At 47.6% G+C, this 23,225-nt stretch carries 22 protein-coding genes and 1 tRNA gene; 6 read left to right on the forward strand and 17 right to left on the reverse strand.

What is annotated here, in order from left to right:
- Window positions 1–55: 55 nt before the first annotated feature.
- The 9 genes from U0358_RS09915 to rnr all read right to left on the reverse strand — a co-directional run bounded on the left by U0358_RS09915 (window position 56) and on the right by rnr (window position 8,079).
- Entirely contained in the window at window positions 56–1,015 is a 960-nt protein-coding gene (locus U0358_RS09915) for a DUF4097 family beta strand repeat-containing protein (protein ID WP_322406143.1), read from the reverse strand.
- A gap of 146 nt (window positions 1,016–1,161) precedes the next feature.
- Window positions 1,162–2,430 carry a group II intron reverse transcriptase/maturase gene (gene ltrA, locus U0358_RS09920; protein WP_322406144.1) on the reverse strand — a complete coding sequence of 423 codons (1,269 nt, stop codon included), beginning with the start codon at window positions 2,428–2,430 and terminating at the stop codon, window positions 1,162–1,164.
- Window positions 2,431–3,061: 631 nt separating this feature from the next.
- Window positions 3,062–3,514 carry a 50S ribosomal protein L9 gene (gene rplI / locus U0358_RS09925; protein ID WP_317497221.1) on the reverse strand — a complete coding sequence of 151 codons (453 nt, stop codon included), beginning with the start codon at window positions 3,512–3,514 and terminating at the stop codon, window positions 3,062–3,064.
- A gap of 41 nt (window positions 3,515–3,555) precedes the next feature.
- Window positions 3,556–3,783, reverse strand: a complete 228-nt coding sequence (gene rpsR, locus U0358_RS09930) for a 30S ribosomal protein S18 (protein ID WP_011235166.1) — start codon at window positions 3,781–3,783, stop codon at window positions 3,556–3,558.
- Between the two features lie 10 nt (window positions 3,784–3,793).
- Window positions 3,794–4,093 carry a primosomal replication protein N gene (priB, locus tag U0358_RS09935; protein ID WP_317497222.1) on the reverse strand — a complete coding sequence of 100 codons (300 nt, stop codon included), beginning with the start codon at window positions 4,091–4,093 and terminating at the stop codon, window positions 3,794–3,796.
- A gap of 24 nt (window positions 4,094–4,117) precedes the next feature.
- A complete protein-coding gene (gene rpsF, locus U0358_RS09940) occupies window positions 4,118–4,468 on the reverse strand; it encodes a 30S ribosomal protein S6 (RefSeq protein WP_011235168.1) in 351 nt (116 codons plus the stop codon).
- 137 nt (window positions 4,469–4,605) lie between these two features.
- Window positions 4,606–5,037: a signaling protein gene (locus tag U0358_RS09945; RefSeq protein WP_317497223.1), complete on the reverse strand. Its 432-nt coding sequence runs from the start codon at window positions 5,035–5,037 to the stop codon at window positions 4,606–4,608.
- On the reverse strand, window positions 5,027–5,773 hold the full coding sequence (rlmB, locus tag U0358_RS09950) for a 23S rRNA (guanosine(2251)-2'-O)-methyltransferase RlmB (protein ID WP_317497224.1): 747 nt from the start codon (window positions 5,771–5,773) through the stop codon (window positions 5,027–5,029). The genes U0358_RS09945 and rlmB overlap by 11 nt, the downstream gene beginning before the upstream one ends.
- A complete protein-coding gene (gene rnr, locus U0358_RS09955; protein WP_322406145.1) occupies window positions 5,770–8,079 on the reverse strand; it encodes a ribonuclease R in 2,310 nt (769 codons plus the stop codon). Before rnr ends, rlmB begins: the two co-directional genes overlap by 4 nt.
- 193 nt (window positions 8,080–8,272) lie before the next feature.
- Between rnr and U0358_RS09960 the strand changes: the two genes are divergently transcribed.
- The gene (locus U0358_RS09960; RefSeq protein WP_322406146.1) at window positions 8,273–8,629 is read left to right on the forward strand and encodes a hypothetical protein; all 357 of its coding nucleotides are present in this window, start codon (window positions 8,273–8,275) and stop codon (window positions 8,627–8,629) included.
- Window positions 8,630–8,666: 37 nt separating this feature from the next.
- Window positions 8,667–9,254, forward strand: coding sequence for a CBS domain-containing protein (locus U0358_RS09965; protein WP_322406147.1), 588 nt, complete (start codon window positions 8,667–8,669; stop codon window positions 9,252–9,254).
- 68 nt (window positions 9,255–9,322) lie between these two features.
- On the opposite strand, the gene U0358_RS09970 is transcribed toward U0358_RS09965, so the two are convergent.
- Window positions 9,323–9,408: transfer RNA gene (locus U0358_RS09970), tRNA-Leu, on the reverse strand.
- A gap of 233 nt (window positions 9,409–9,641) precedes the next feature.
- Here U0358_RS09970 and U0358_RS09975 point away from each other — a divergent pair.
- Entirely contained in the window at window positions 9,642–10,151 is a 510-nt protein-coding gene (locus tag U0358_RS09975; protein ID WP_322406148.1) for an RDD family protein, read from the forward strand.
- A 22-nt stretch (window positions 10,152–10,173) separates the two neighbouring features.
- On the opposite strand, the gene lptG is transcribed toward U0358_RS09975, so the two are convergent.
- Together lptG and lptF are read right to left on the reverse strand one after the other, a co-directional pair.
- On the reverse strand, window positions 10,174–11,244 hold the full coding sequence (gene lptG, locus U0358_RS09980; protein ID WP_317497237.1) for an LPS export ABC transporter permease LptG: 1,071 nt from the start codon (window positions 11,242–11,244) through the stop codon (window positions 10,174–10,176).
- Window positions 11,244–12,353 carry an LPS export ABC transporter permease LptF gene (gene lptF, locus U0358_RS09985; RefSeq protein WP_317497238.1) on the reverse strand — a complete coding sequence of 370 codons (1,110 nt, stop codon included), beginning with the start codon at window positions 12,351–12,353 and terminating at the stop codon, window positions 11,244–11,246. The genes lptG and lptF overlap by 1 nt, the downstream gene beginning before the upstream one ends.
- A 133-nt stretch (window positions 12,354–12,486) precedes the next feature.
- Between lptF and pepA the strand changes: the two genes are divergently transcribed.
- Genes pepA through U0358_RS10000 form a run of 3 tightly spaced genes read left to right on the forward strand, consistent with a single transcriptional unit; the run spans window position 12,487 to window position 17,300 of the window.
- Window positions 12,487–13,992 (forward strand): leucyl aminopeptidase, encoded by a 1,506-nt coding sequence (gene pepA / locus U0358_RS09990; protein ID WP_317497239.1) that lies wholly within the window; start codon window positions 12,487–12,489, stop codon window positions 13,990–13,992.
- 1 nt (window position 13,993) lies between these two features.
- Window positions 13,994–14,443 (forward strand): DNA polymerase III subunit chi, encoded by a 450-nt coding sequence (locus tag U0358_RS09995; protein ID WP_322406149.1) that lies wholly within the window; start codon window positions 13,994–13,996, stop codon window positions 14,441–14,443.
- A gap of 7 nt (window positions 14,444–14,450) precedes the next feature.
- On the forward strand, window positions 14,451–17,300 hold the full coding sequence (locus tag U0358_RS10000; protein ID WP_322406150.1) for a valine--tRNA ligase: 2,850 nt from the start codon (window positions 14,451–14,453) through the stop codon (window positions 17,298–17,300).
- Window positions 17,301–17,376: 76 nt separating this feature from the next.
- Here U0358_RS10000 and rraB read toward each other — a convergent pair whose 3' ends face one another.
- The 5 genes from rraB to U0358_RS10025 all read right to left on the reverse strand — a co-directional run bounded on the left by rraB (window position 17,377) and on the right by U0358_RS10025 (window position 23,222).
- A complete protein-coding gene (rraB, locus tag U0358_RS10005; protein ID WP_317497242.1) occupies window positions 17,377–17,763 on the reverse strand; it encodes a ribonuclease E inhibitor RraB in 387 nt (128 codons plus the stop codon).
- Window positions 17,760–18,500, reverse strand: coding sequence for a 1-acylglycerol-3-phosphate O-acyltransferase (locus U0358_RS10010; RefSeq protein ID WP_322406151.1), 741 nt, complete (start codon window positions 18,498–18,500; stop codon window positions 17,760–17,762). The genes rraB and U0358_RS10010 overlap by 4 nt, the downstream gene beginning before the upstream one ends.
- 13 nt (window positions 18,501–18,513) lie before the next feature.
- Window positions 18,514–20,757: a DNA topoisomerase IV subunit A gene (gene parC, locus U0358_RS10015; RefSeq protein ID WP_322406152.1), complete on the reverse strand. Its 2,244-nt coding sequence runs from the start codon at window positions 20,755–20,757 to the stop codon at window positions 18,514–18,516.
- A gap of 26 nt (window positions 20,758–20,783) precedes the next feature.
- Window positions 20,784–22,676, reverse strand: coding sequence for a DNA topoisomerase IV subunit B (parE, locus tag U0358_RS10020; RefSeq protein WP_322406153.1), 1,893 nt, complete (start codon window positions 22,674–22,676; stop codon window positions 20,784–20,786).
- A gap of 66 nt (window positions 22,677–22,742) precedes the next feature.
- Entirely contained in the window at window positions 22,743–23,222 is a 480-nt protein-coding gene (locus U0358_RS10025) for a DUF1249 domain-containing protein (protein WP_322406154.1), read from the reverse strand.
- Between the last annotated feature and the right edge of the window lie 3 nt (window positions 23,223–23,225).

Genomic DNA, 23,225 nt, shown 5'->3' on the forward strand with positions numbered 1-23,225 from the left:
TACTATACAAAATCCCCTCTTGTTTAGAAAGCGAAGCGACACCTAACAGCATGATTTAATTTTTATCGAGTGTTATTTCACCACTAACCGTTGTAGCGGAAACGGACGCGCCACCGTCACCAACGGTAAACTCTAACTTAGAGGATGGCCCCCACTCGGCTTCAGTTGCTGTTTCATCGCTTAAGCGGTTCGTAATTTCACCGCCCGCATTAGACTTAATGTTGAAGTCTGCGTGAATGTCACCTACCCACTCAAACGTTAAATTGCCACTGACTGAATTTGTTTCTATACGCGCGCTCCCGGATAGACCTGCAGTTAGTGTTGCATCGCCGCTAACCGTGGTCATCTTAGCCTTAGTCAGAGTACCAACTTTTGCGCTAATATCACCCGAGACCGACTGCGCAGTAAATTCAGAAATAGAATCGGACTGACTGGTGATATCACCACTAACAGACTGGTAAGTTCCGGAATCAGCGCTATTATTTATATCTTTAATATCGCCGCTGACCGTTTCAAAACGGACATCACCGCTTATCTCTTCAGCCTCAATATTTCCACTAACCGTCTTCAGCAGTACGCGATTGGCTATTTGCTTCACTCTTATATTTCCACTAACCAATCGAATTTCCAATCCACCATTGAATCCGTCAGCGATTACTTTCATGGATACGCCATTCACTTTAATATCCATAGAGTCAGGCAAGTATATTTTCAGATCTGAACCTTCGCCGTCGGAAGAGGAGTTAAAACCTATTTCCTGCGGCGTCTCAACTTTTATTTGGATACGACTGCCTCTTTGTTCAAAAATGAACCGTTCGGTTTTTTCATCTAATGTCCCAAGAACCCGAATCTCGTCTTTATCATGGGTAATGAGTTCGACCTTTCCTCTCATGTTGTCAATTAACACTCTTGCTCCGGGCGATGTAGACAATGTCTTATCGACTTTTTCCTGGGCCAGGCTAACCGAACTCACGATTAGTAATATGAACCCCGCTAAGGATAATAGTTTTTTCACTTTTCGCTCCCTATCTTTTTACTGCACCGTTCTCGCATATTGCCATAATAAAATTGTTAGTGACGAAAATTTCAATCGAGTAGGAGGAGGACTCTCGGCCTCCGTCCTCTCACACCACCGGGCATACGGTTCCGTACCACGGCGGTTCATAAGTTACATTTGAGCCGATGATAGCTGTCCATCAACGATACCAGCCCCAGTCTATCAAACAACTTTTTCGGTAATGCCTGATTCATGTGCGAAGCACCCGAGTTCCACCATGGGCCGCGCCCATTGATAGAGCTTAGCACTGCACGTTTCTCGGCAATACCGAGGCGCATCAACATCCGTCTGCGGGTTTGTCCTCGTTTCCATTGTCGCCAGAGTATCTTCCTTAAATGGCGGCGGAGCCAGCCATCGAGTTCATTGAAGATTCCCTTAGCGTCTGCGTGGTGGAAGTAGTTTATCCAGCCACGTAGTTTAGGGGCGAGTTCGCTTACCGTTTTCCGGATGTTCCAGCCTTTGGCCATTCGCAGTAGCGCTCTGATGTTGCCTTTGAAGCGTTTCACACTCTTATCAGCCACTTTCAGCCGGATGTTGTATTTCCGGCTGCATACCGTATAGCCAAGGAAGCTGCGCTTCCATGGTCTATCGGCAGCACTCTTTTCACGATTGACCTTAAGCTTCAGGCGCTGTTCAAGGAGCTTAGTTGTTGAGGCCAGCACTCGGTGCGCTGCGCGCTCACTGCTCACATAGATGTTGCAGTCATCCGCGTAGCGGCAGAAGCTATGGCCTCGCCGGGTCAGCTCCATGTCCAGCTCATGTAATAGAACGTTCGACAGCAGTGGCGAGAGGGGGCCACCTTGCGGTGTACCCTCCGTTCGCGCTGTGACCATGCCATTGTCCATGATGCCTGCTTGTAGGTAGCGACGTATCAGTTTGAGCACGGTTTTGTCCTTGATAACCCGGGCGATACGCGACATGAGGATGTCATGATTGACCCGGTCAAAGAACTTTGCCATATCAATGTCTACCACCCAGCGTTTACCCGACTCCATATAATCCCGGGCTTGATGCACCGCTTGCATGGCGCTTTTACCCGGCCTGAAGCCGTAGCTATGCGGTGAGAGCATCGGCTCGAGCTGCTCGCTCAATACCTGATGCATTGCCTGTTGGATAAGGCGGTCTATCACGCATGGGATGCCAAGCATCCGCATGCCACCTCCGGGTTTGGGTATCTCTACCTTGCGCACCGGTTGCGGGCGATAGTTGCCGTCCAATAGTTGTTGTTTGATACGCTGCCAGTGTTGTTGCAGATAACCTTTCAGCTCGTCTGTGGTTGCACCGTCTACTCCCGGTGTGCCTTTATTCCGACACACTCGATGATAGGCTTGCAGCATATTTGACCGTTCAGTCATCGCTGACATTAAATCCATATCAGCCCCGCTCGGAGTTGTTCTAATTGATGCCGTGATGCACTGCACAACCCCACCGTCCCGCTTCGGCTTCCGGCCTCGCGGTTTAGGTTAGGTGAGCATGTCGCTCTTGCTGTGGTATGTAACATCATCGAATCAACAGGCTCCGATTCATAACCTATGTTCAGCCCTTCAGTTGGCGGTGACCAGCCTACTACGGCATCGGCTGACTTCTGTGCCTCCGTCCTGATACTTCACAGCATCAGTAGCCTTAGACAGAGTCACAGACCTCCCGGGGTAATACGCGTGACTTTCACACTTATGCCTGCCGCATCTACGTCCATAGTTTCCGTGTAAGTATTGGGCTTTGGCAGTATTGGCTACCTCACCCACTATGGCCGCCTCGTATGCAGTTTCTGTTCGTCAGGCCAGTGTTTTGCTTACCGCTTCCTTCAGATTTCACCTCGCAGTGAACACCCTTGCGGTTCAGCTAGTGATTCCCCTTACCGGGCTCACAGAGGACTTTCACCTCCAAGTCATTCTGCCAGCACCATCTGTACAGACACAGCGCCCATCAAGGCGCTACGCGCCATGCCCGGCGCACCAAAAAAAAAGCTGCCAGAAGGCAGCTTTTTCAGCAAATCGTAACAACTTATTCAGCAGGTACAACTTTCAATGTAATGTTTGCAAATACATCAGCGTGCAAGTGCAGTTCAATATCAAACTCACCGACTTCACGTAATGTACCATGCGGCATTAACACTTCGCTCTTCTTCACTTCAACGCCAGCAGCTGTTACTGCATCAGCGATGTCGCGAGTACCGATAGAGCCAAATAGTTTGCCTTCATCACCAGCTTTAGACGAAATAGTTACTGCATCTAAGGCATTTACTTTCTCAGCACGAGCTTGAGCAGCAGCTAATTGATCCGCTAATTTCGCTTCATACTCAGCACGACGCTGTTCAAATAGATCAACGTTGCTTTTGGTCGCAGGTACAGCTTTTCCGTGAGGGAAAAGAAAGTTACGTGCGTAACCAGATTTTACACTGACTTGATCGCCAAGGCTTCCCAAGTTAGCAATTTTATCTAACAAAATGACATTCATTTCTCGCTACCTCTACTTTTGGTAATCGAACCGGTGCTAGCTTACTGATGTGAATCAGTATAAGGCAGCAGTGACAAATAACGAGCACGCTTAATAGCGCGCGCTAACTGACGCTGATACTTAGCCGATGTTCCAGTAATACGGCTAGGAACGATTTTACCAGTTTCAGTAATGTAGTTCTTAAGCGTAGCGATATCTTTATAATCAATTTCTTTTACGCCATCTGCTTTAAAGCGGCAGAATTTGCGGCGACGAAAAAAACGAGCCATGATGGTCTCCTTAAATCAATTCGAGATGCTGAGCATGAAGTACCAAACGAGGTGAGCCATTGCTATCCTCGTGACGGTGCAGAAAACCTTCTGCTAAAACTTCACAACCCACCGTCAATTTTTCTAACCAGTGTTGTAAACCTTCACCACTTAACACGACCTGAATACGCACATAAGATTGACGATTCATACCGGCTTCCGGTTGCATAGACCGATGTTCAATCACTAATTGTAAATGCTCAATACCTGACGGGCTGGTTTCCAGCTTAGGTACTTTGCAAAGTGTTCCGGTTAAATGCAGTCGATTCATAAGGGTTATTGAAAGTTAGCAAGCTTACGCTGCTTCACTGTCACCTTTACGATCTTCCTTCGGCTTAGTCAGCGGCGAAGGCTCAGTAATAGATTCTTTTTTACGCATGATCATATTGCGCAATACTGCATCGTTATAACGGAATGCAGTTTCAAGCTCTTCCACAACCTCTGCAGAAGCTTCAATGTTCAACAGAACATAGTGTGCTTTGTGCAGTTTGTTGATTGGGTAAGCCAATTGACGACGGCCCCAGTCTTCTAAACGATGGATTTGACCACCACCTTGCTTGATCGTTTCGCTGTAGCGCTCGATCATGCCAGGTACTTGCTCGCTTTGGTCCGGATGGACCATAAATACGATTTCGTAATGACGCATTACAGTTTCCTTTTGGTTCGTATAGCCTCAGTTTAGCTCAGCCGCACTAACATAGAAGCAAGGAACACATTCAGTAAAATGAGAATATGGCTGATTTAAGCCGCGCGATACTAACTAAAATGAACGCCAATTACAAGTTAATCAGCGTTTTTATGGGCTTTTTCGATACGTGAACTGAGTAAAGAAACAACGCGGTCGGCTAACTCATTAGCCACTGCGATTTCTCCACGTACAACAATATGATCAACAATCTTTTCTTGACGTCTTACTGTTGCATCAATTTGTACCGCATCCTGCTGTTCAGCGAACACAAGAGTGACTTGCCATTCAGCATTATTATCCTCAACCCTGTGCCACTCGTGCCTGACATCGAGCCGATTACTAATATCAAAAGCTAAATTCTGTACAGATTGAGCCGCGTTATCCTCTACCTCAAAATGAAAAGCAACATAGGGCTTCTCTGAACGCAGCCAGGTTGGTGATTCCCAGTTAGGCGTCCAGCTCACAAACAATACTGCAACCATAGCCAGAGCAATGGCTATGGGGAAAAGGCGACGTTTAAGATTCATTGCGCTGTCTGACAACCTCAAATAAACAAACCCCACTGGCTACAGAAACATTTAAGCTACTGACACTACCAGATAAAGGAATGGAGACTAAACCATCACAGGTTTCACGGGTAAGACGTCTCATGCCTTTACCTTCGGCTCCCATCACCAAAGCGACAGACCCTCTATAATCAACGTCATAAACGGATTGAGTCGCCTCCCCTGCGGTACCGTATACCCACACGCCCAACTCCTGTAAGTCACGAAGCGCCCGGGCTAAGTTGGTTACCACAATCAGAGGAACGTTCTCGGCAGCACCGGATGCCACCTTACGCACGGTTGGGGTAATTTGAGCCGATTTATCTTTTGGTACAATAACGCCAGTAACACCTGCTGCATCGGCCGTGCGTAGGCAGGCACCTAAATTATGCGGGTCGGTCACGCCATCGAGAATTAAGAACAACCCGGCCTGCTGGCTTTGTTCCAGCAATTTAGGCAAGTCATGCTCGGTTAAAGTAGGAGGCGACTGAACTGTCGCAACAACGCCCTGATGGTTACCGCCTTCCGCCCGTTTTTCCAGAGCTTGTTTAGGCACCCATTGAGGTCTGACGCCAGTCGCGTGGCATTGATTGACAATGTCACGCACCGAATCATCTTGACGCTCTTTAGAAACATAGAGTTCCACCAAACGATCCGGATGATTTTTTAATATGGCCCGCACCGCGTGCAAGCCAAATACGGTCACTTTTTGACTCATGACTTACTACGTCCTTTATTGCTGCCACGATTACCACTTTTCCGTTGGCCGCCTTTTCCGCGAGACTGTCCTTTTCTCTTACCTTTGCCTGAACCTTTAGCTGGCATATTACGTTTCTGGCCACCCGGACTCGTCGCTTCCAACAACGTTAAATCAATTTTTCGATCATCCAGATTTACGTCTTTCACTTTGACTTTCACATTATCACCCAGACGGAAAACGCTATTGCTGTTTTCGCCTACCAACATACCTTTCTGTTGATCGAAGTGATAATAGTCGTTATCAAGATTACTGATGTGAACCAGCCCATCGATTTGATAGTCACTCAAGCGAACAAACAGACCAAAGTTAGTGACTGAGGAAATAATACCTTCAAATTCCATACCGACGTGATCAAGCATAAACTCACATTTCAGCCATTCGTCAACCTGGCGGGTGGCGTCATCTGCTCGACGCTCGGTCATTGAGGTATGCACGCCCAGTTCGTCCAGTTGCTTCTCCGAGTACGCCCATGCTCCCACTAAACCTTTTTCTTCACCTTTTTTCTTGCACAGAATTGCTTTTATCGCACGGTGCAAAATAAGATCCGGATAACGACGAATAGGCGAGGTGAAGTGTGCATATGACTTCAATGCCAAACCAAAGTGACCTTTATTCTCTGGTTGATATACCGCCTGCTGCATAGAGCGCAACAACATGGTTTCAATCAGCTCATGATCCTGGCGATCTTTCACTTGCTCAAGCAAGTTCGCGTAATCTTTTGGAGATGGCTCATCACCGCCTTCGAGGTTCAGACCCAGTTCACCGAGAAAACTGCGGAAGTTGTTCAGTCGTTCGTCCGCTGGGGTTTCATGCACCCGGAACAACGCTCCAACTTCTTTATCAGATTCAATAAGCTGAGCAGAGGCAACATTTGCCATAATCATGCACTCTTCAATAATTTTGTGAGCAATATGACGTTTAACCGGCTCGATACTCTCAATTTTACGCTGAGCGTTAAAAATAAAGCGGGTTTCCTGCGTATCAAACTCAATAGCTGAGCGGCGCTTACGAGCTGCACTTAAGGCATTATAAAGTCGCTCCAGCTCCTGCACATTGTCCATAACGTGCTGGTACTGTTGTTGCAGTTCTTCATTGCCATCAAGTAGTTTTTTAACTTTATTGTAAGTCAGTCGCGCATGGCTTTTCATCACTGCCGGATAGAACTCTGTGGATTTGAGTTTTCCGCGAGGCCCTAATTCCATTTCAGCAACCATACACAACCGGTCGACATCAGGGTTTAACGAACACAAACCATTAGACAGTTTTTCCGGTAACATTGGAATAACGTTACTGGGGAAGTAAACTGAGTTACCGCGTTCCGTTGCCGCTTTATCAAGAACGGTTTCCGGACGAACATAATAAGACACGTCAGCAATTGCTACCCAAAGGCGCCAGCCTTTTTCTTCCTGTACGCAACAAACTGCATCATCAAAGTCGCGGGAGTCCTCACCATCAATCGTAATAAGCGGCAACTCACGTAAGTCTTTGCGGCCTTCGTAGGCCTCTGCCGGAACTTCTTCGCTGTATTTCTTCAGCTCTTCGTCAACTTCAGTTGGCCATTCGGTAGGTATATCGTGCTCGCGAATCGCGACCTGAATTTCCATACCTGGCGCCATATGTTCACCCAGCACCTCGCTGACCCGACCAATTGGGCTGGTACGTCTGCTGGGTCTTCGGGTAATTTCTACGACCACAAGTTGGCCATGACGCGCGCCATTTTTATCCGCATCAGGAATAAGAATATCCTGACTAATACGCCCATCATCCGGCACCACTATGCCCAAATCATGTTCAATGAAATAACGCCCAACAATATTACTGTCGCGGGGCTCTGTAACTCTTACGATACGGCCTTCGGTTCGACCACGGCTATCTTTGCCGCTGGTTTTGACCAATACGCGATCACCATGCAAAACTGAATACATTTGATGATGCGGAATAAACAGGTCTTTACCGCCATCTTCAGTCTGACAAAATCCAAAACCGTCTTTATGACCAATAATACGACCTTTGATCAAATCCATACGCTCAGGCAGACCATAAGCATTCGCCTTGCTGTATATAAGCTGTCCGTCGCGCTCCATAGCGCGCAAACGCCGTTTCAAGCCAATTGCCTGGCGCTCATCATCTAAACCAAAGTGACGAATGAACTCGTCAAACTGAACCGGTTTACTGTTTGAGGTTACAAGTTCAAGCAATTGCTCACGGCCCGGAATTTCAACTTCATATTCTGGCGTACTGTTGTTCTGTTGATTATCTGACATAGAATCCTATTGTAGTTGCACGGTTAAGGAGAACCGATGGGCAACAGTATACGTGCTGAATTTCATAATGTCAGTGCTTCGCTTGTATTTTGAACAAAACGTACCCATATATTATGTAATTGGTAAAAAATGAGTTGTCGAATCGCCTTATATACTCTAGTTTGAGAACTGAAACATTTACGAAGATCAAAAAATGCAAAAACGTGCAGTAAATACCACAGAATTAAACTGGCCCGCAAAGTGGGGCTATCAGGTATTACTGTGCTTATTGCTTGTAGCCTTTAATACCTCCAGCTATGCAGCATCGGCTGAAAACGCCGAAAAACATCTAACAGATCAATCACCCCCTGACTCAGTTTTCGTTGCCGATCTCTCGTCATCCGTTTTTGAGGTTCAGGCTGAAGAGCCCGAATTCGATAAAGCAATAGATGTTTCATCAAGAGTGTTTCAAAGCGTTCAGCCGCTTGTTCCTCCCGCTCAGAGAAAAAGTAAACCAAAACTGACTCAGTGGAATTGGCACCTCGTCAGGGGACCACCCGCTCACCTCTAAAAATTCTGTATTTTTCTAATTTTTAAAGGAGTTTGTCATGAGTGAGTTTAAAGAAATTCAATGGTCTTCTGCAGCCGATAAAATTGCAATACACCACAACTATGGACATCAACCATTAATTAGCTGGCACGATAGCGCTATGCATGTTGTTGATGATTTCACAAAAGTATCTCCTCTCGAAATAACTGAGAGCACTCAGGTCAGCGACGCCGAGCAAAAACTTCGTGGTGCCAATCAGCGTTATGCCTGCATAAAAAATCAAAGTAATGAGATGACAGGTTTACTTGCACTTCGTGAGCTTCACGGACGCAAAGCAACCCAGCTAAGTACCGTCAAACAAATTGGCTGGCGGGAGTTGGTCGTTAAAGAGTTGATGTTACCCCTGATTATATTGCCGCAGGTAAAACTTGAGGATTTAAAGAAAGCTAAAATCGGTGACGCGGCGGCGACGCTCAAAGCCAGTGGCCGCGATTTTCTACTGGTGATTAACGATAGAGAAGTCTGTGGCGTAGTATCATCGCTTAGAATAGCTGAATTAACAGGAGAGTCAGTAAACGTTTATCACCTGCCCTCAACTTTTGCTGAAATTATTTCAGCGATAAATCATCATGAGGTCATTGACTGAAATCGGTTATATGTCAGAAGTGCTTTGCGCTTCTGGCATTTCCAATACCAACTACGAGGAGACAAACTTGGTGGCGCTGGACGGACTTGAACCGTCACTCCCAGAAGGAACCTGATTTTGAATCAGGCGTGTCTACCAATTCCACCACAGCGCCATGCTTTATAAGGTGAAGGCGTTGCATAACAAAGCAACGGGACGGAATTATACTCCTCCACTCCCTCTAATCAAGCAATAATTCATTAAAACACCTTATAATCCTACTAACTGCTGATTCCTTATACAATTGAGAGTACAATTGGGAATACAGCTGAGGACACAACTGAGATAGCTGTCAGCCCGCTTAGCTCATGATATGATTAAAACACGATTGAGTTAACTGAGTTTCACATGAGTTCCGAAGCGCAAAAATTACACGCCAGTTTCCCCAGTGCCAGCTTTCCCAGACGTTTTGTTTCCTGGGTTTATGACTTTTTAGTCGCCGTAGCTATTATTATGCTTGCTTCAGCTGTGGCTTTACTCTTTGCCGCGCTGCTGACTGCTTTTGACTGGTTAGTGCTGCCCGAGGGAATGGATCATGCCGCCTGGCTGGCTCAGGGACCATGGTACAGTTTGTATCTTATATCCGTTGTTTCGCTATTTTTTGGCTGGTTCTGGAAGCGTTCGGGCCAAACCTTAGGCATGCGCGCGTGGCGCCTGAAGCTCCAGAACCGTGATGGTTCGAGACTGACTAATCGTCAGGTTTTCATCAGGCTGCTTACCTGTTGTGCTGGCCTTGGAAACCTCTGGGTTCTGGTCGATTTTAAAAACAAACGTGCCTGGCAGGATTACGCTGCCGGCACCGAAGTAGTCACACTTTCAAAGGACGCAAACCAGCTGTTCTACTGGAATGAGCTATAGGTCTTAGAGGTACGGCCAATTGTCAGGCCGTACGCCCCCGCATAAAGTAAACCGCCACTCCTGCAAATAAAATACTGGGCAGCAAAGCCCCCAGAATAGCCGGAATTTGATATACCTGAGCCAGCGGACCGAAAATTTCGTTACTGACATGGAAGCCAAAACCAGTAATAACACCAAGTAATACCCGGGCGCCCATTGTCGTTGAACGAAGCGGACCAAAAATAAAAGACAAGGCCACCAACAACATAACTGCCACCGTTATCGGTGCGAACAGTTTTCGCCATAACGCCAGTTCGTAGCGCTCCGCGGATTGCTGATTACTCTCCAGGTAAGTTAAATAATCCAGCAGCCCTGTAATTGAAAGCGACTCAGGCTTTATGGTCACTACTCCGAGTTTATCCGGCGTTAAGCTCGATTGCCAAATCATGCTTGGCTTTTCATCGCGTAACATGCGGCTATCATTAAGCTGCGTAACAGTCACTTGCTGCATACGCCATTTGTCACCGCTAAAGTTAGCGGTTCGGGCGTAAGTTACTTTTTGCAACTCACGATTGTCGTTAAAATCGTAAATTAATACGTCGTTAAGCCGTCCAGTATCTTCCACTTCACCAATATTGATAAAGTCTGAACCATCTTTCGCCCACACACCCTGCTGAGCGGATATTAAACTACCGCCGGAAATAGCCTGTGAACGTATGGCTCGCCCCTGAGCTTCCATCGGTGGCGCTACCCACTCACCAACGGCCATAACCGCAACCATCATAATAATGGCGGACTTCATTACCGCGCCAATAATGTTTAAACGTGACCGCCCGGCAGCCATCATAACCACTAACTCGGAATTACTGGCCAGCATGCCCACGCCAATCAGTCCTCCAAGTAAGGCCGCCATAGGGAAAAAAGTTTCAACATCACGAGGCAGGCTGTAAAACACAAAGAGTGCCGCATCCATAACATTGTAGTCACCGCGACCAACCGCTTTTAGCTGCTCGACAAAGCGGATTAACGAAGAAAGCCCGGTTAATACAGCGAGACTTAAAAGCGATGTCCGTAATACGGAAAGCCCAATGTACTTATCTAAAATACTAAACATCAGTGCCTCCGCGCAGCGCCAAAGCGCAAGTTTGCCAGTAATCGCAATCCGAGCGGACGTCCCTTACCTACAAGAGCCAACCCAAAAATAAGCAAAATGAAGTGTATCCACCACAAGCCAATAATAGGCGGGATAACACCGTCCCTGATAGCTGACTTCGCCGCCATCAACAATAAAAAGTACCCCAGATAAATAAGCAGCGCGGGCGCCATTCTTCCGAATTTGCCCTGACGCGGGTTTACCCGGCTTAGCGGCACAGCAATAAGTGTCAGTAGTGGCATTGCCAACGGAATAGCAATACGCCACTGCAATTCTGCAACCGCTGCAGGTTCCTTTCGCGATAACAGTTCAACAGTTGGGTAAGCCTCAAGTTTTCGTAGCTGCTCACTTGCCTGCTGCTCTTTAATTTGCAATTGATAACTGTCGAACGACATCATCTGATAGCTGTCGTCATCGCCGGCATAACGTTTTCCCTGACCCAGTTCCAGCCGTTGCGAGCCCGTCGTTTCACTAATCACTTTGCCAGTTTTGGCCATCACCACACTACCAGACTGTAACTCGCCCTGATTGTGCGTGTGCTGTGCAACAAAAACTTCCTCCAAATCACCATCATCGCCAACACTTTGTACAAAAATTACTGCTTTCTGGTTGCTGGCTTGCTGGAACCGCCCGGGCATAAGCGCTGTTAACCCGCTTTCCGAGCGGGCCTTATCTTCTAACTTTTGTTCCTGATCAAGCGACCAGGGCACCAACCATAAAGTAAAAGACGCAGTAATTAATGCCAGAATCAGCGATAGCACCAGAGTTACCCGGGTTACGTACCACTCACTAACTCCGCAGGCATGCAAAACGGTCATTTCGTTGTCGGCGTAAATACGTCCGTGAGCCAGTAAAATCCCTAAAAACAGACTAAGGGGCAGAATCAATGACAATAATGCAGGCAGGTTCAACGACAACAGTTGAAAAATAATAGCGCCCGGTATGTCCCCTTCTGACGCATCCGATAACACACGGACAAATTTCTGACTGACAAAAATTGTCATCAGGATAAAAAGTACAGCAAGCTGCGACTTCAGGGTTTCACTGATCAAATAGCGGAATATGCGCACTGGTGTTCACTCATAACTTGGGTTTTTACTGGAATAGCTGTGATTTTTAAGTAAACTTGTTATTTTAACAACAAAGTGTCTTTATAGCGAAACTATAGCAGGCATTGAAGCCACCTGAAACAGGAGCACTGTCATGGAGTTCAGCGTCAAAAGTGGTAATCCGGAAAAACAACGCTCTGCTTGTATCGTTGTTGGCGTGTTTGAACCTCGTCGTCTGTCCGGCGTTGCCGAACAATTAGACAAAGTCAGTGATGGTTATTTAAGCAACCTATTACGCCGCGGAGACCTCGAAGGTAAATCCGGCCAGGTTTTGCTGTTACATCATGTCCCCAATATTCTTGCCGAACGTGTTTTACTGGTCGGCTGTGGTAAAGAACGCGAACTTGATGAGCGTCAGTACCGCCAAATTATCGCCCGTACTATGAACACTTTGAACGAAACAGGTTCAATGGAAGCGGTATGCTTTCTTAGTGAACTGCACGTTAAAGGTCGTGATACTTACTGGAAAGTTCGTCAGGCAGTAGAAGCTGCGCGGGCAACATTGTACAACTTTAATGAGCTCAAAAGTAAAAAAGAAGAGCCTCGCCGCCCGTTACGCAAATTGGTTTTTAACGTTCCAAGCCGCAAAGAGCTGGCTTTAGGCGAACAAGCTGTGCAGCATGCATTAGCCGTGGCAACCGGAATGGATATTTGCCGCAACGTAGCAAATATGCCGCCTAACATTTGCACGCCTCGTTATTTAGCCGATCAAGCCAAATTAATGGCTGATAATTACGACAATCTATCGGTTACCACGGTTGAAGAAACCGAAATGGAAAAACTGGGGATGAATGCATACTTAGCGGTTGGCCGAGGTTCAGAGCATGAGTCAGTACTCACATTAATGCATTACAAAGGCGCTCCCGATGATCAAGCGCCCATTGTTCTGGTTGGTAAAGGTCTGACATTTGATTCTGGCGGTATTTCAATTAAGCCGTCCGCCAATATGGATGAAATGAAATACGACATGGGCGGAGCGGCGGGCGTTTTAGGCGCAATGCAGGCTCTGGCCGAATTGCAGCTGCCTATTAATGTTATTGGTGCGGTCGCTGGCTGTGAAAACATGCCAGATGGCAAAGCTTACCGCCCGGGTGACATTTTGACTACCATGAGCGGCCAGACGGTTGAAGTGCTTAATACCGACGCAGAGGGTCGACTGGTGCTTTGTGACACCCTCACCTACATTGAGCGTTTTGAACCTGAATCGGTGATTGACTTAGCCACGCTGACAGGCGCCTGTGTTATTGCGTTAGGCAGTCATGCTTCCGCCGTGCTCAGCCAGCACAACCCGTTAGCACACGAAATTCTGAACGCTGCTCAGCAAAGTGGCGATAAAGCCTGGCGCATGCCGCTTTGGGACGAGTATCAGTCGATGCTGGACAGTCCCTTTGCGGATATGGCGAATATTGGCGGGCGTGAAGCCGGCACTATTACCGCTGCCTGTTTCCTCTCGCGTTACACTAAAAAGTACAACTGGGCGCACATGGATATCGCAGGCACTGCCTGGCAAGGTGGTAAAGACAAAGGCTCGACAGGCCGTCCGGTACCACTGTTAACTCAGTTCTTAATCAACCGGTGCGACACCGAGGCAGCTGAATAAAATGCCGTCAGCCACCTTTTTCTTAATGCCGGACCAAGCCGAAGATGAGCAAAACCGGCTTATCTGCGATAAGATAGCGGAACTGTACCGAAAGCATAAAAAGTTGCGGGTCTGGGCCCGCAGTCAACAACAGGCTGAAGCTCTGGACGAACTCTTGTGGCAACAACCAAGAGATGCTTTTATTCCGCATAACTTACACGGCGAAGGCCCGGCTACTGGTGCTCCGGTAGAGTTCTGCTGGCCTGAGGCAGATGCCGTGAACAACCGGCCGGGTTATGCACTGTTTAATCTGGCGGAAGATATTCCGGTACAAGCTCAGCAGAGCCAACAGCTTTATGACATTGTTCCAGCCGATGACAATGGCAAAAAAACAGCTCGCGAGCGTTACAAACATTACAGGGCGCGCGGTTGCCAAATGCAAACCGAGCCCCTGACATCCGAACAGAAGTAAGGTCATTATGGATAAAACATACTCCCCTGCAGCGATAGAACAAGATCTCTACCAACAATGGGAAGAGAAAGGCTATTTCAAGCCTTCAGGTAAAGGCAATTCCTACTCGATTATGATTCCGCCACCCAATGTTACCGGCAGTCTGCATATGGGCCATGCCTTCCAACACACTATTATGGATACGCTTACCCGTTACCAGCGCATGGATGGCCTTAATACCCTTTGGCAAGTAGGTTCTGACCACGCAGGTATTGCCACGCAAATGGTTGTTGAGCGCCAGTTGGCAGCTCAGGGACAAACCCGTCAGGAGCTTGGTCGCGACGCGTTCATCGATAAAATCTGGGAGTGGAAGGAACAGTCGGGTGGCACAATTACCCAACAAATGCGCCGTCTGGGCGACTCAGTAGACTGGGATCGCGAACGCTTCACTATGGACGAAGGTCTTTCAGATGCGGTCCGTGAAGTCTTCGTAAAACTGCACGAAGACAACCTGATTTACCGTGGTAAGCGCCTGGTCAACTGGGATCCGGCGCTGCAAACTGCCATTTCTGATTTAGAAGTCGAAAACAAAGAACAACAAGGTTCAATCTGGTATCTACGTTACCCGCTGGCCGATGGTGAGAAAACGGAAGACGGTAAAGACCATTTAGTGGTCGCAACCACCCGCCCGGAAACCATGTTAGGCGATGTTTGTGTTGCCGTGCATCCCGACGACGAACGCTTCGCACATTTGGTGGGCAAGCACCTTGAGCTACCGATTGTTAACCGCTGTATTCCGATAGTTGCCGACCATCACGTTGACAGCGAATTCGGTACCGGTTGCGTAAAGGTAACCCCTGCACATGATTTTAATGACTATGAGATTGGCAAGCGTCATCAAACTGGCATGATTTCCATTTTTGATGACACCGCTCATGTTATGGCAAAAGCAGGCCTTTACACCAGTACGGGTGAAGCGCTTGAAGAGCTGAACGGATTTAATGGTGCACTACCTGAACAGTACGCGGGTAAAGAGCGTTTCGAGGCTCGTAAACAGCTTATTGCTGAATTTGACGAACTGGGCTTGTTGGAAAAAATTGAAAAGCACACCAACAAAATACCTTATGGCGACCGGGGTGGCGTTCCTATTGAACCGCATTTGACCGACCAATGGTATGTCCGCGTTGAGCCTATGGCCCAACAGGCAACCGAAGCGGTTGAAGACGGCCGTATTGAGTTTGTGCCTAAGCAATACGAGAACATGTATTTCAGCTGGATGCGCGACATTCAGGACTGGTGTATTTCGCGTCAGTTATGGTGGGGACATCGCATTCCTGCATGGTACGACGAACAAGGCAATGTGTATGTTGGTCGCACCGAAGAAGAAGTGCGCGAAAAGCACAATTTAGCCGATACGCCGCTACAGCAGGACGAAGATGTACTGGATACCTGGTTCTCTTCCGCGTTATGGACCTTCTCTACCTTAGGTTGGCCCAAAAATACCGAGGACTTAAAAACCTTCCATCCGACCGATGTGCTGGTTACCGGTTTTGACATTATTTTCTTCTGGGTTGCCCGCATGATCATGATGACCATGCACTTTATGAAAGACGAAGAAGGCCAGCCGCAAGTTCCGTTTAAGAAAGTTTACGTAACTGGACTTATTCGCGACGAAGAAGGTCAGAAAATGTCTAAGTCTAAAGGCAATGTATTAGACCCGCTGGACATGATTGACGGCATTAGTGCTGACGAACTGGTCGCTAAACGTACTGCCAATTTAATGCAGCCTAAAATGCGCGAGAAAATTGAAAAGCGCACCCGCAAGGAGTTTCCTGAAGGTATTACCGCTCACGGAACCGATGCACTGCGTTTTACATTAACTGCGCTTGCCTCAACAGGTCGCGATATCAACTGGGACATGAAGCGCCTCGAGGGTTATCGCAACTTCTGTAACAAGCTGTGGAACGCCAGCCGTTATGTGCTGATGAGCACCGAAGAACATGACTGTGGGCTTGAAAATGACGACATGACCCTGTCACTGGCAGACGAATGGATCATTGCCCGTTTTAACAGCACAGTAAAAGACTTTCGTCAGGCTTTGGATACCTACCGTTTTGATCAGGCTGCGGCTATTGCATACGAGTTTACCTGGAATCAGTTCTGTGACTGGTATCTGGAACTCACTAAACCGGTGCTGCAAAATGGTACTGAAGTACAACAACGCGGTACCCGCCACACGCTGGTAAATGTTTTAGAGCGGTTGCTGCGTTTATTACACCCAGTTATGCCTTACATTACCGAAACCATCTGGCAACGCGTTAAACCGCTGGTTGGTAATACTGGGGATACCATTATGCTGCAGCCGTTCCCTCAGGTTGAGGACAACGTCAGCCATCAGGCAATGCAGGACATGGAGTGGCTTAAGCGCGTTATTTTGGCTGTTCGTAATATTCGTGGCGAAATGGATTTATCACCGAATAAGCCTTTGCCTCTGCTGCTCTCAAATGCGGACGCAATGGCCAGAGGCCGTATTGAGAATAACCAAAGCTTCCTCAGTAGCTTGGCAAAACTGGAGTCTATTGAGTTTATTGAAAGCGACGATGACGCTCCGGCCAGTATGACCGCGCTGGTTGATACGTTGAAGCTACACATTCCAATGGCCGGTTTAATTGATAAAGAAGCTGAGCTGCAACGTCTGCAAAAGTCTATTGAGAAAGCAAATAAAGAGTGGCAGCGCCTGAATGGCAAGTTAAGCAATGATAACTTTGTCAGTAAAGCACCTGAAGCTGTCATTGCCAAAGAACGTGAAAAGCTTTCAGAGGCTGAAACAACGCTAGAGCAGTTGCAGGAACAACAGGACAAGATTAAAGCTCTTTAATTTTGTACAGCGCCATTGCTGAAAAAAAGCCCGGGTCATTAGACTCGGGCTTTTTTTTTTGCTTCACAGAGGAGGCTCACACCTCTTCATCATCTAAGCCTTCATCGTCAAGTTCTTCGTCTTCAATCAGCGTACCCCAGCCGTCGTATTCAACTTCGCATTCGTCAGCAATAGCAGCTATTTCACGCACCTGACGGTTGAGAATATCGTTATCGAGCTCAGCGTCTGTGACTGCCATAAACGCAAACCAACGCTTGCCACGTTCGTCTTCAAATTCATCGGCATCGTCCACATGATACCCCTGCTTGACCAGTTCAACAGCGGCTTTTTCCAATTTGGTAAAGTCCTGGCTAGCTAAGTGATGTTCAATTTCATACAAGAGTTCCGTTTCTGCACCATCAGCAATCAAAGCCTGTACAGTTTCTTCACTTTGCGTAAGTAGATCGCTAAGATCTCGACTCATGTTTTTTCCTTTTTAGCCTGTTCTTGCTCAATGCTCGCGTTTAACTGCTTAATTTTATCATCCATTTTTTGATGACAGTGAGCACTTAATTCACGTAGGTTCTCTCGCTGGTAATTGGCAATTCGCACCGGTTCAAGAAACGCCACTTTTAACACACCGTTGTTCCAGCGGTTCATCTTTATCTTACCGTGTAATTCAGACACGCAGACCGGCACGACATCCACCTGGGCACGAAAAGCAGTATGAAAAGCACCGTTTTTAAATGGCAACAAACCACGCCCGTAACTGCGAGTGCCTTCTGGAAACATCCATACCGAAATATCGCGCTGCTTTATTGCATCGGCCGTCTGCCCGATTGTGCCATGCGCTTTACCGGCATTTTTTCTGTCTATAAGGATATTGCCTGCCAACCAGTAGAGCCAGCCGAAAAACGGTATCCACCTAAGACTCTTCTTGCCAACAGTAACGGTATTTTTTGGCAGCATTGCTGCTATGGTAAAAATTTCCCAGCTATTTTGATGATTGCAAATAAAGACATAAGGCCCACCCTTTTCAATATCCGGGTGCCGACTGACCTCAATTCGCATCCCCAAAACCCGTATTGCCCAACCAAAAATACGGGCAAAACGATACGTATTGTTGCGGTGAAAAGGCCGGACGATACAAAACAAGCAGCCTACGACACCAAACACCACAACAAAACCACCAAGAAACAACCATCTCAACAAGGCTAACATTCAAACTCCCCAATTAATCCTTGTTTTCCTCAACCACTATTTCGTCGACACGTTGCAACCCGCGCGGCAGTTTATTGCCCCGGCGACCACGTTCTCCGTAATAATGTTCTAAATCAGCCGGCTTCAGAGTCAGTTTGCGTTTACCTGCAATGAGAGTAATGGCAACATCCGGCGCTGCGGTCGCCAGAGCAACCACATATTCCTCGCGGGACTGCGCTCTTAAGGCAGGAATGCTGATTAACTTATTCCCTTTTCCTTTGCTCAGCTGGGGTAGGTCTGCAACCGGGAAGACCAACATCCGGCCCTCGTTGGAAATAACAATGACTTTGTCGTGTTGCAGGTCATTCACCTTATTCGGCGGCAGGATCTTAGCCCCGGTAGGTAATGTAATAATGGCTTTACCATTTTTATTACGGCTGACTAAATCACTAAACTGACAAACAAACCCGTAGCCTGCGTCAGACGCCAGTAGCAAATGGCTTTCATCTTTTGCCATTAAAACATGCTCGACATTCTCACCAGCAACCAGGCTAAAACGTCCGGTCAGAGGTTCTCCCTGACTTCTCGCTGATGGCAACAGATGAGCTTCACAGGAAAAGCTTTTTCCTGAAGTATCCAGGAACACCACCGGCTGATTACTCTTACCCTCAGCCGACGCCAGATAACTGTCACCGGATTTATAACTGAGCTTATCACCCTCGATATCATGACCTTTGGCTGTACGTACCCAGCCTTTTTTAGAGAGCACAACAGTGACCGCTTCAGCAGGTGTTAAGTCTCGCTCGCTTAGCGCTTTTGCTTCAGAACGTTCAACGATAGGCGAACGACGTTCGTTGCCATAATTCTCAGCATCCGCCAGCAATTCTTTTTTAATCAAAGTTTTCAGACGACGATCAGAGCCCAGCAAGGTCTCAAGCTTATCTCGTTCTTTATTCAATTCATCTTGTTCGCCAGTCAGCTTCATTTCTTCTAATTTAGCTAAGTGGCGTAACTTCAATTCAAGAATCGCTTCGGCTTGCTTATCAGTAAGCGCAAAACGACTCATCAGTTCTTCTTTCGGCTTGTCTTCTGTGCGAATAATCTCAATAACTTCATCAATATTCAGATAAGCAATGAGTAAGCCTTCCAGAATATGCAAACGCGCCAGCACTTTATCTAAACGATGCTGCAAACGTCGGGTTACCGTTGTCTGACGAAACTCCAGCCACTCTTTGAGAATGCCCACCAACGGCTTCACTTTTGGTCGACCATCTAAGCCGAGAATATTCAGATTAACCCGATACTGCTTTTCTAAGTCGGTGGTAGCGAACAGGTGGTTCATTAACTGTTCGGTGTCGACCCGATTCGAACGAGGAACCACAACCAAGCGGGTTGGGTTCTCGTGGTCAGACTCATCGCGCAGATCAGATACCAGAGGAAGCTTTTTCGCCTGCATCTGCTGAGCTATTTGCTCTAAAACCCTTGCACCCGAGGCCTGATGTGGCAGCGCCGTAATAACAATTTCGCCGTCTGCAACGCTGTAACAAGCTCGCATTTTAATGCTGCCACGCCCAGTTTCGTACAATTTAACGATGTCTTCCGACGGCGTAATGATTTCTGCATCTGTCGGATAGTCCGGGCCCTTCAACACTTCCATTATATCTTCAAGCTGGCTGCCCGGCTTTTCCAGTAACATCGCGCAAGCATTTGCCACTTCACGGGCATTGTGCGGAGGAATGTCCGTCGCCATGCCAACGGCAATACCGGTTACGCCATTCAACAAAATATGGGGCAACCGCGCTGGCAAAACTTGAGGTTCCTTCATGGTTCCGTCAAAGTTCGGTATCCAGTCAACCGTGCCCTGACCCAGTTCGCTCAGCAGCACTTCGCTGAACTTAGACAACCGAGCTTCGGTATAACGCATAGCCGCAAAAGATTTAGGGTCATCCGGAGACCCCCAGTTACCCTGACCGTCCACCAGAGGGTGACGGTAGGTAAAAGACTGAGCCATTATTACCATTGCTTCATAACAGGCGCTGTCACCATGCGGATGAAACTTACCCAGCACGTCCCCCACGGTACGCGCCGATTTCTTATATTTTGCTAATGCAGACAAGCCCAGCTCTGACATGGCGTAAACAATGCGTCGCTGTACCGGTTTCAGGCCATCGCCAATATTTGGCAGCGCCCTGTCCATAATTACGTACATGGAGTAATTAAGGTAGGCCTCTTCAGTAAAGCGACTCAGTGGGCGGGTTTCTGTAACTTCCGTCGTCATTCTGACTTCTCCTTGCTCACAAGTGCTTACAGTTCAGCCAAATCGGCCATGTTACCTTTGCTTTCCAGCCAGGTACGGCGATCACCAGCGCGTTTTTTCGCTAACAGCATATCCATTAACTCTTCCATTACTTCGCCGTCATCAATGGTCAGCTGGACTAACCGGCGGGTATTAGGGTCCATGGTGGTTTCTCGCAGTGTCAGTGGGTTCATCTCACCCAGACCTTTAAAACGCTGCACATTCACTTTGCCTTTGCGTTTCTCTGCTTCAATCCGGTCCAGAATGCCCTGCTTCTCTGCTTCATCTAACGCATAAAAGACTTCTTTGCCCACATCGACACGATACAACGGCGGCATCGCCACAAAAATATGGCCATTCTCGACCAACGGTCTGAAATGTTTTACGAACAATGCGCACAACAAGGTAGCAATGTGTAAACCATCGGAGTCGGCGTCGGCAAGGATACAAATTTTTCCATACCGCAATTTGTCCAAATCAACACTGTTTGGATCAACCCCGACCGCTACCGAAATGTCATGAATTTCCTGCGAGGCTAAAATTTGCTCGGGATCGACTTCCCAGGTATTTAAGATTTTACCCCGCAGTGGCATAACGGCCTGAAACTCGCGATCGCGGGCTTGCTTAGCAGAGCCTCCGGCGGAGTCCCCTTCCACTAAAAACAATTCACTGCGGCCTGGTTCCTGACTTGAGCAATCTGTGAGTTTACCAGGCAGCGCCGGACCCTGAGTCACTTTTTTACGAACCACTTTTTTACTGGCTTTTAAGCGTCGTTGCGCGTTACTAATACACACATCGGCTAAAAGTTCGGCTTGATCGGTATGCTCATTCAGCCACAAGCTAAAAGCGTCTTTTACCACACCAGAAACAAAACTGGCCGACTGACGGGATGACAAACGCTCTTTGGTCTGTCCCGCAAATTGCGGGTCCTGCATTTTTGTCGACAGAATGTAACTGCAACGTTCCCAGACATCGTCTGGTGTTAATTTGACACCACGGGGTAACAAATTACGAAACTCGCAAAACTCGCGCATGGCTTCCAGCAAGCCCTGACGCAGTCCATTAACATGTGTACCGCCGAGCGTAGTAGGAATGAGATTAACGTAACTTTCAGAGACCCCTTCACCACCTTCCGGGAGCCAGGTAACGGCCCAGTCAACGCCTTCAGTCTGAGAGCTAAAACTTCCGTCAAACGGCATTTCCGGCAACGTCGGTACATCTTTTACCGCTTCCACCAGGTAGTCGGTCAGACCGTCCTGATAAAACCAGGTATCTTCTGTACCGTCTATTTTATTGCGGAAGGTTATTTTCAGCCCGGGACAAAGTACTGCCTTAGCTCGCAAAATATGCTTTAGCTTGGTTATCGAGAATTTAGCCGAATCGAAATATTGAGGGTCTGGCCAAAAGTGAACCCGTGTGCCGGTATTTCTCTTACCTACGGTACCGGTAACCTCGAGCTCACTGACTTTATCACCGTTTTCGTAAGCCATTTCGTAAACCTGGCCGTCACGCTTAATAGTCAGCTCTACGCGCTTGGAAAGCGCATTAACAACCGAAATACCCACACCATGCAAACCACCGGAGAATTGATAGTTTTTATTTGAAAATTTACCGCCGGCGTGCAGTTTGCTCATAATCAGTTCAACGCCGGGAACCCCCTCTTCCGGGTGGACATCCACTGGCATTCCCCGTCCATCATCTGTCGTTTCGAGAGATTGATCGGGGTGCAAAACAACTAGTAATGATTTAGCGTGCCCCGCCAGAGCTTCATCGACACTGTTATCTATAACTTCCTGACCCAAATGGTTAGGTCGAGAGGTTTCAGTGTACATACCGGGGCGGCGCTGAACCGGTTCCAGTCCGTTCAGCACCTCAATGGAGTCGGATTTATAGTCTGTCATGAGTCCCTGTTTTTATTATTGGCTCGATCCGCAAAAAGTCTGCCTCAATTTACCGTTAACTGGCATCTATTTGAAGTAGTAAGGCATAAATTTCTGAACGGCTTCACTGAGTTTTGGTTGAATATGACCTTGCTTTCGACACAAGGTTAACCAGTCAGCCAAAAACTGATTAACCTGATGCTTTTCGTCTCGGTGCCGCATTTCGCGGTTAGGTTGTTGATAACGTGCCGCTAATCGGGTAACCCCCTGACTGGATATGATCTCAGCCATACGCACATCATGGTATAACCTTACCGTCATTTTTGCCTGTAAGTAATCCGCCCAGTTTGGCTTCAATTGCTCAATTTCTATATCTGAGGTGTAGCGCGATTCACTAACGTTGCGTAAATTGAAAGCTAAGTTTTCGCCCGCGTAAAGCGTAACTTCAGCTTCAGGTTCAGATTCAGATTCAGATTCAAGCTGAGACAGCAGCGGTAACAAGCCTGCGTAATTTAGTTCAGTTAGCCGGTGCAGTTCCGCAACGTCGACAACATAGCGCTGTTGCATAAT

Origin of the sequence: Idiomarina sp. PL1-037 (genome assembly GCF_034422975.1) — a bacterium.
In the GTDB taxonomy this organism is placed as follows: Bacteria; Pseudomonadota; Gammaproteobacteria; order Enterobacterales; family Alteromonadaceae; genus Idiomarina.

Coding starts and splice junctions, on each gene's coding strand:
- lptG (WP_317497237.1), bottom strand. CDS start 11,244: ATGTTTAGTATTTTAGATAAGTACATTGGGCTTTCCGTATTACGGACA.
- U0358_RS09975 (WP_322406148.1), top strand. CDS start 9,642: ATGAGTTCCGAAGCGCAAAAATTACACGCCAGTTTCCCCAGTGCCAGC.
- rpsF (WP_011235168.1), bottom strand. CDS start 4,468: ATGCGTCATTACGAAATCGTATTTATGGTCCATCCGGACCAAAGCGAG.
- U0358_RS10000 (WP_322406150.1), top strand. CDS start 14,451: ATGGATAAAACATACTCCCCTGCAGCGATAGAACAAGATCTCTACCAA.
- rpsR (WP_011235166.1), bottom strand. CDS start 3,783: ATGGCTCGTTTTTTTCGTCGCCGCAAATTCTGCCGCTTTAAAGCAGAT.
- U0358_RS10025 (WP_322406154.1), bottom strand. CDS start 23,222: ATGCAACAGCGCTATGTTGTCGACGTTGCGGAACTGCACCGGCTAACT.
- ltrA (WP_322406144.1), bottom strand. CDS start 2,430: ATGGATTTAATGTCAGCGATGACTGAACGGTCAAATATGCTGCAAGCC.
- parC (WP_322406152.1), bottom strand. CDS start 20,757: ATGACGACGGAAGTTACAGAAACCCGCCCACTGAGTCGCTTTACTGAA.
- priB (WP_317497222.1), bottom strand. CDS start 4,093: ATGAATCGACTGCATTTAACCGGAACACTTTGCAAAGTACCTAAGCTG.
- U0358_RS09945 (WP_317497223.1), bottom strand. CDS start 5,037: ATGAATCTTAAACGTCGCCTTTTCCCCATAGCCATTGCTCTGGCTATG.
- U0358_RS09995 (WP_322406149.1), top strand. CDS start 13,994: ATGCCGTCAGCCACCTTTTTCTTAATGCCGGACCAAGCCGAAGATGAG.
- pepA (WP_317497239.1), top strand. CDS start 12,487: ATGGAGTTCAGCGTCAAAAGTGGTAATCCGGAAAAACAACGCTCTGCT.
- U0358_RS10010 (WP_322406151.1), bottom strand. CDS start 18,500: ATGTTAGCCTTGTTGAGATGGTTGTTTCTTGGTGGTTTTGTTGTGGTG.
- U0358_RS09965 (WP_322406147.1), top strand. CDS start 8,667: ATGAGTGAGTTTAAAGAAATTCAATGGTCTTCTGCAGCCGATAAAATT.
- rlmB (WP_317497224.1), bottom strand. CDS start 5,773: ATGAGTCAAAAAGTGACCGTATTTGGCTTGCACGCGGTGCGGGCCATA.
- rnr (WP_322406145.1), bottom strand. CDS start 8,079: ATGTCAGATAATCAACAGAACAACAGTACGCCAGAATATGAAGTTGAA.
- parE (WP_322406153.1), bottom strand. CDS start 22,676: ATGACAGACTATAAATCCGACTCCATTGAGGTGCTGAACGGACTGGAA.
- rraB (WP_317497242.1), bottom strand. CDS start 17,763: ATGAGTCGAGATCTTAGCGATCTACTTACGCAAAGTGAAGAAACTGTA.
- rplI (WP_317497221.1), bottom strand. CDS start 3,514: ATGAATGTCATTTTGTTAGATAAAATTGCTAACTTGGGAAGCCTTGGC.
- U0358_RS09960 (WP_322406146.1), top strand. CDS start 8,273: ATGCAAAAACGTGCAGTAAATACCACAGAATTAAACTGGCCCGCAAAG.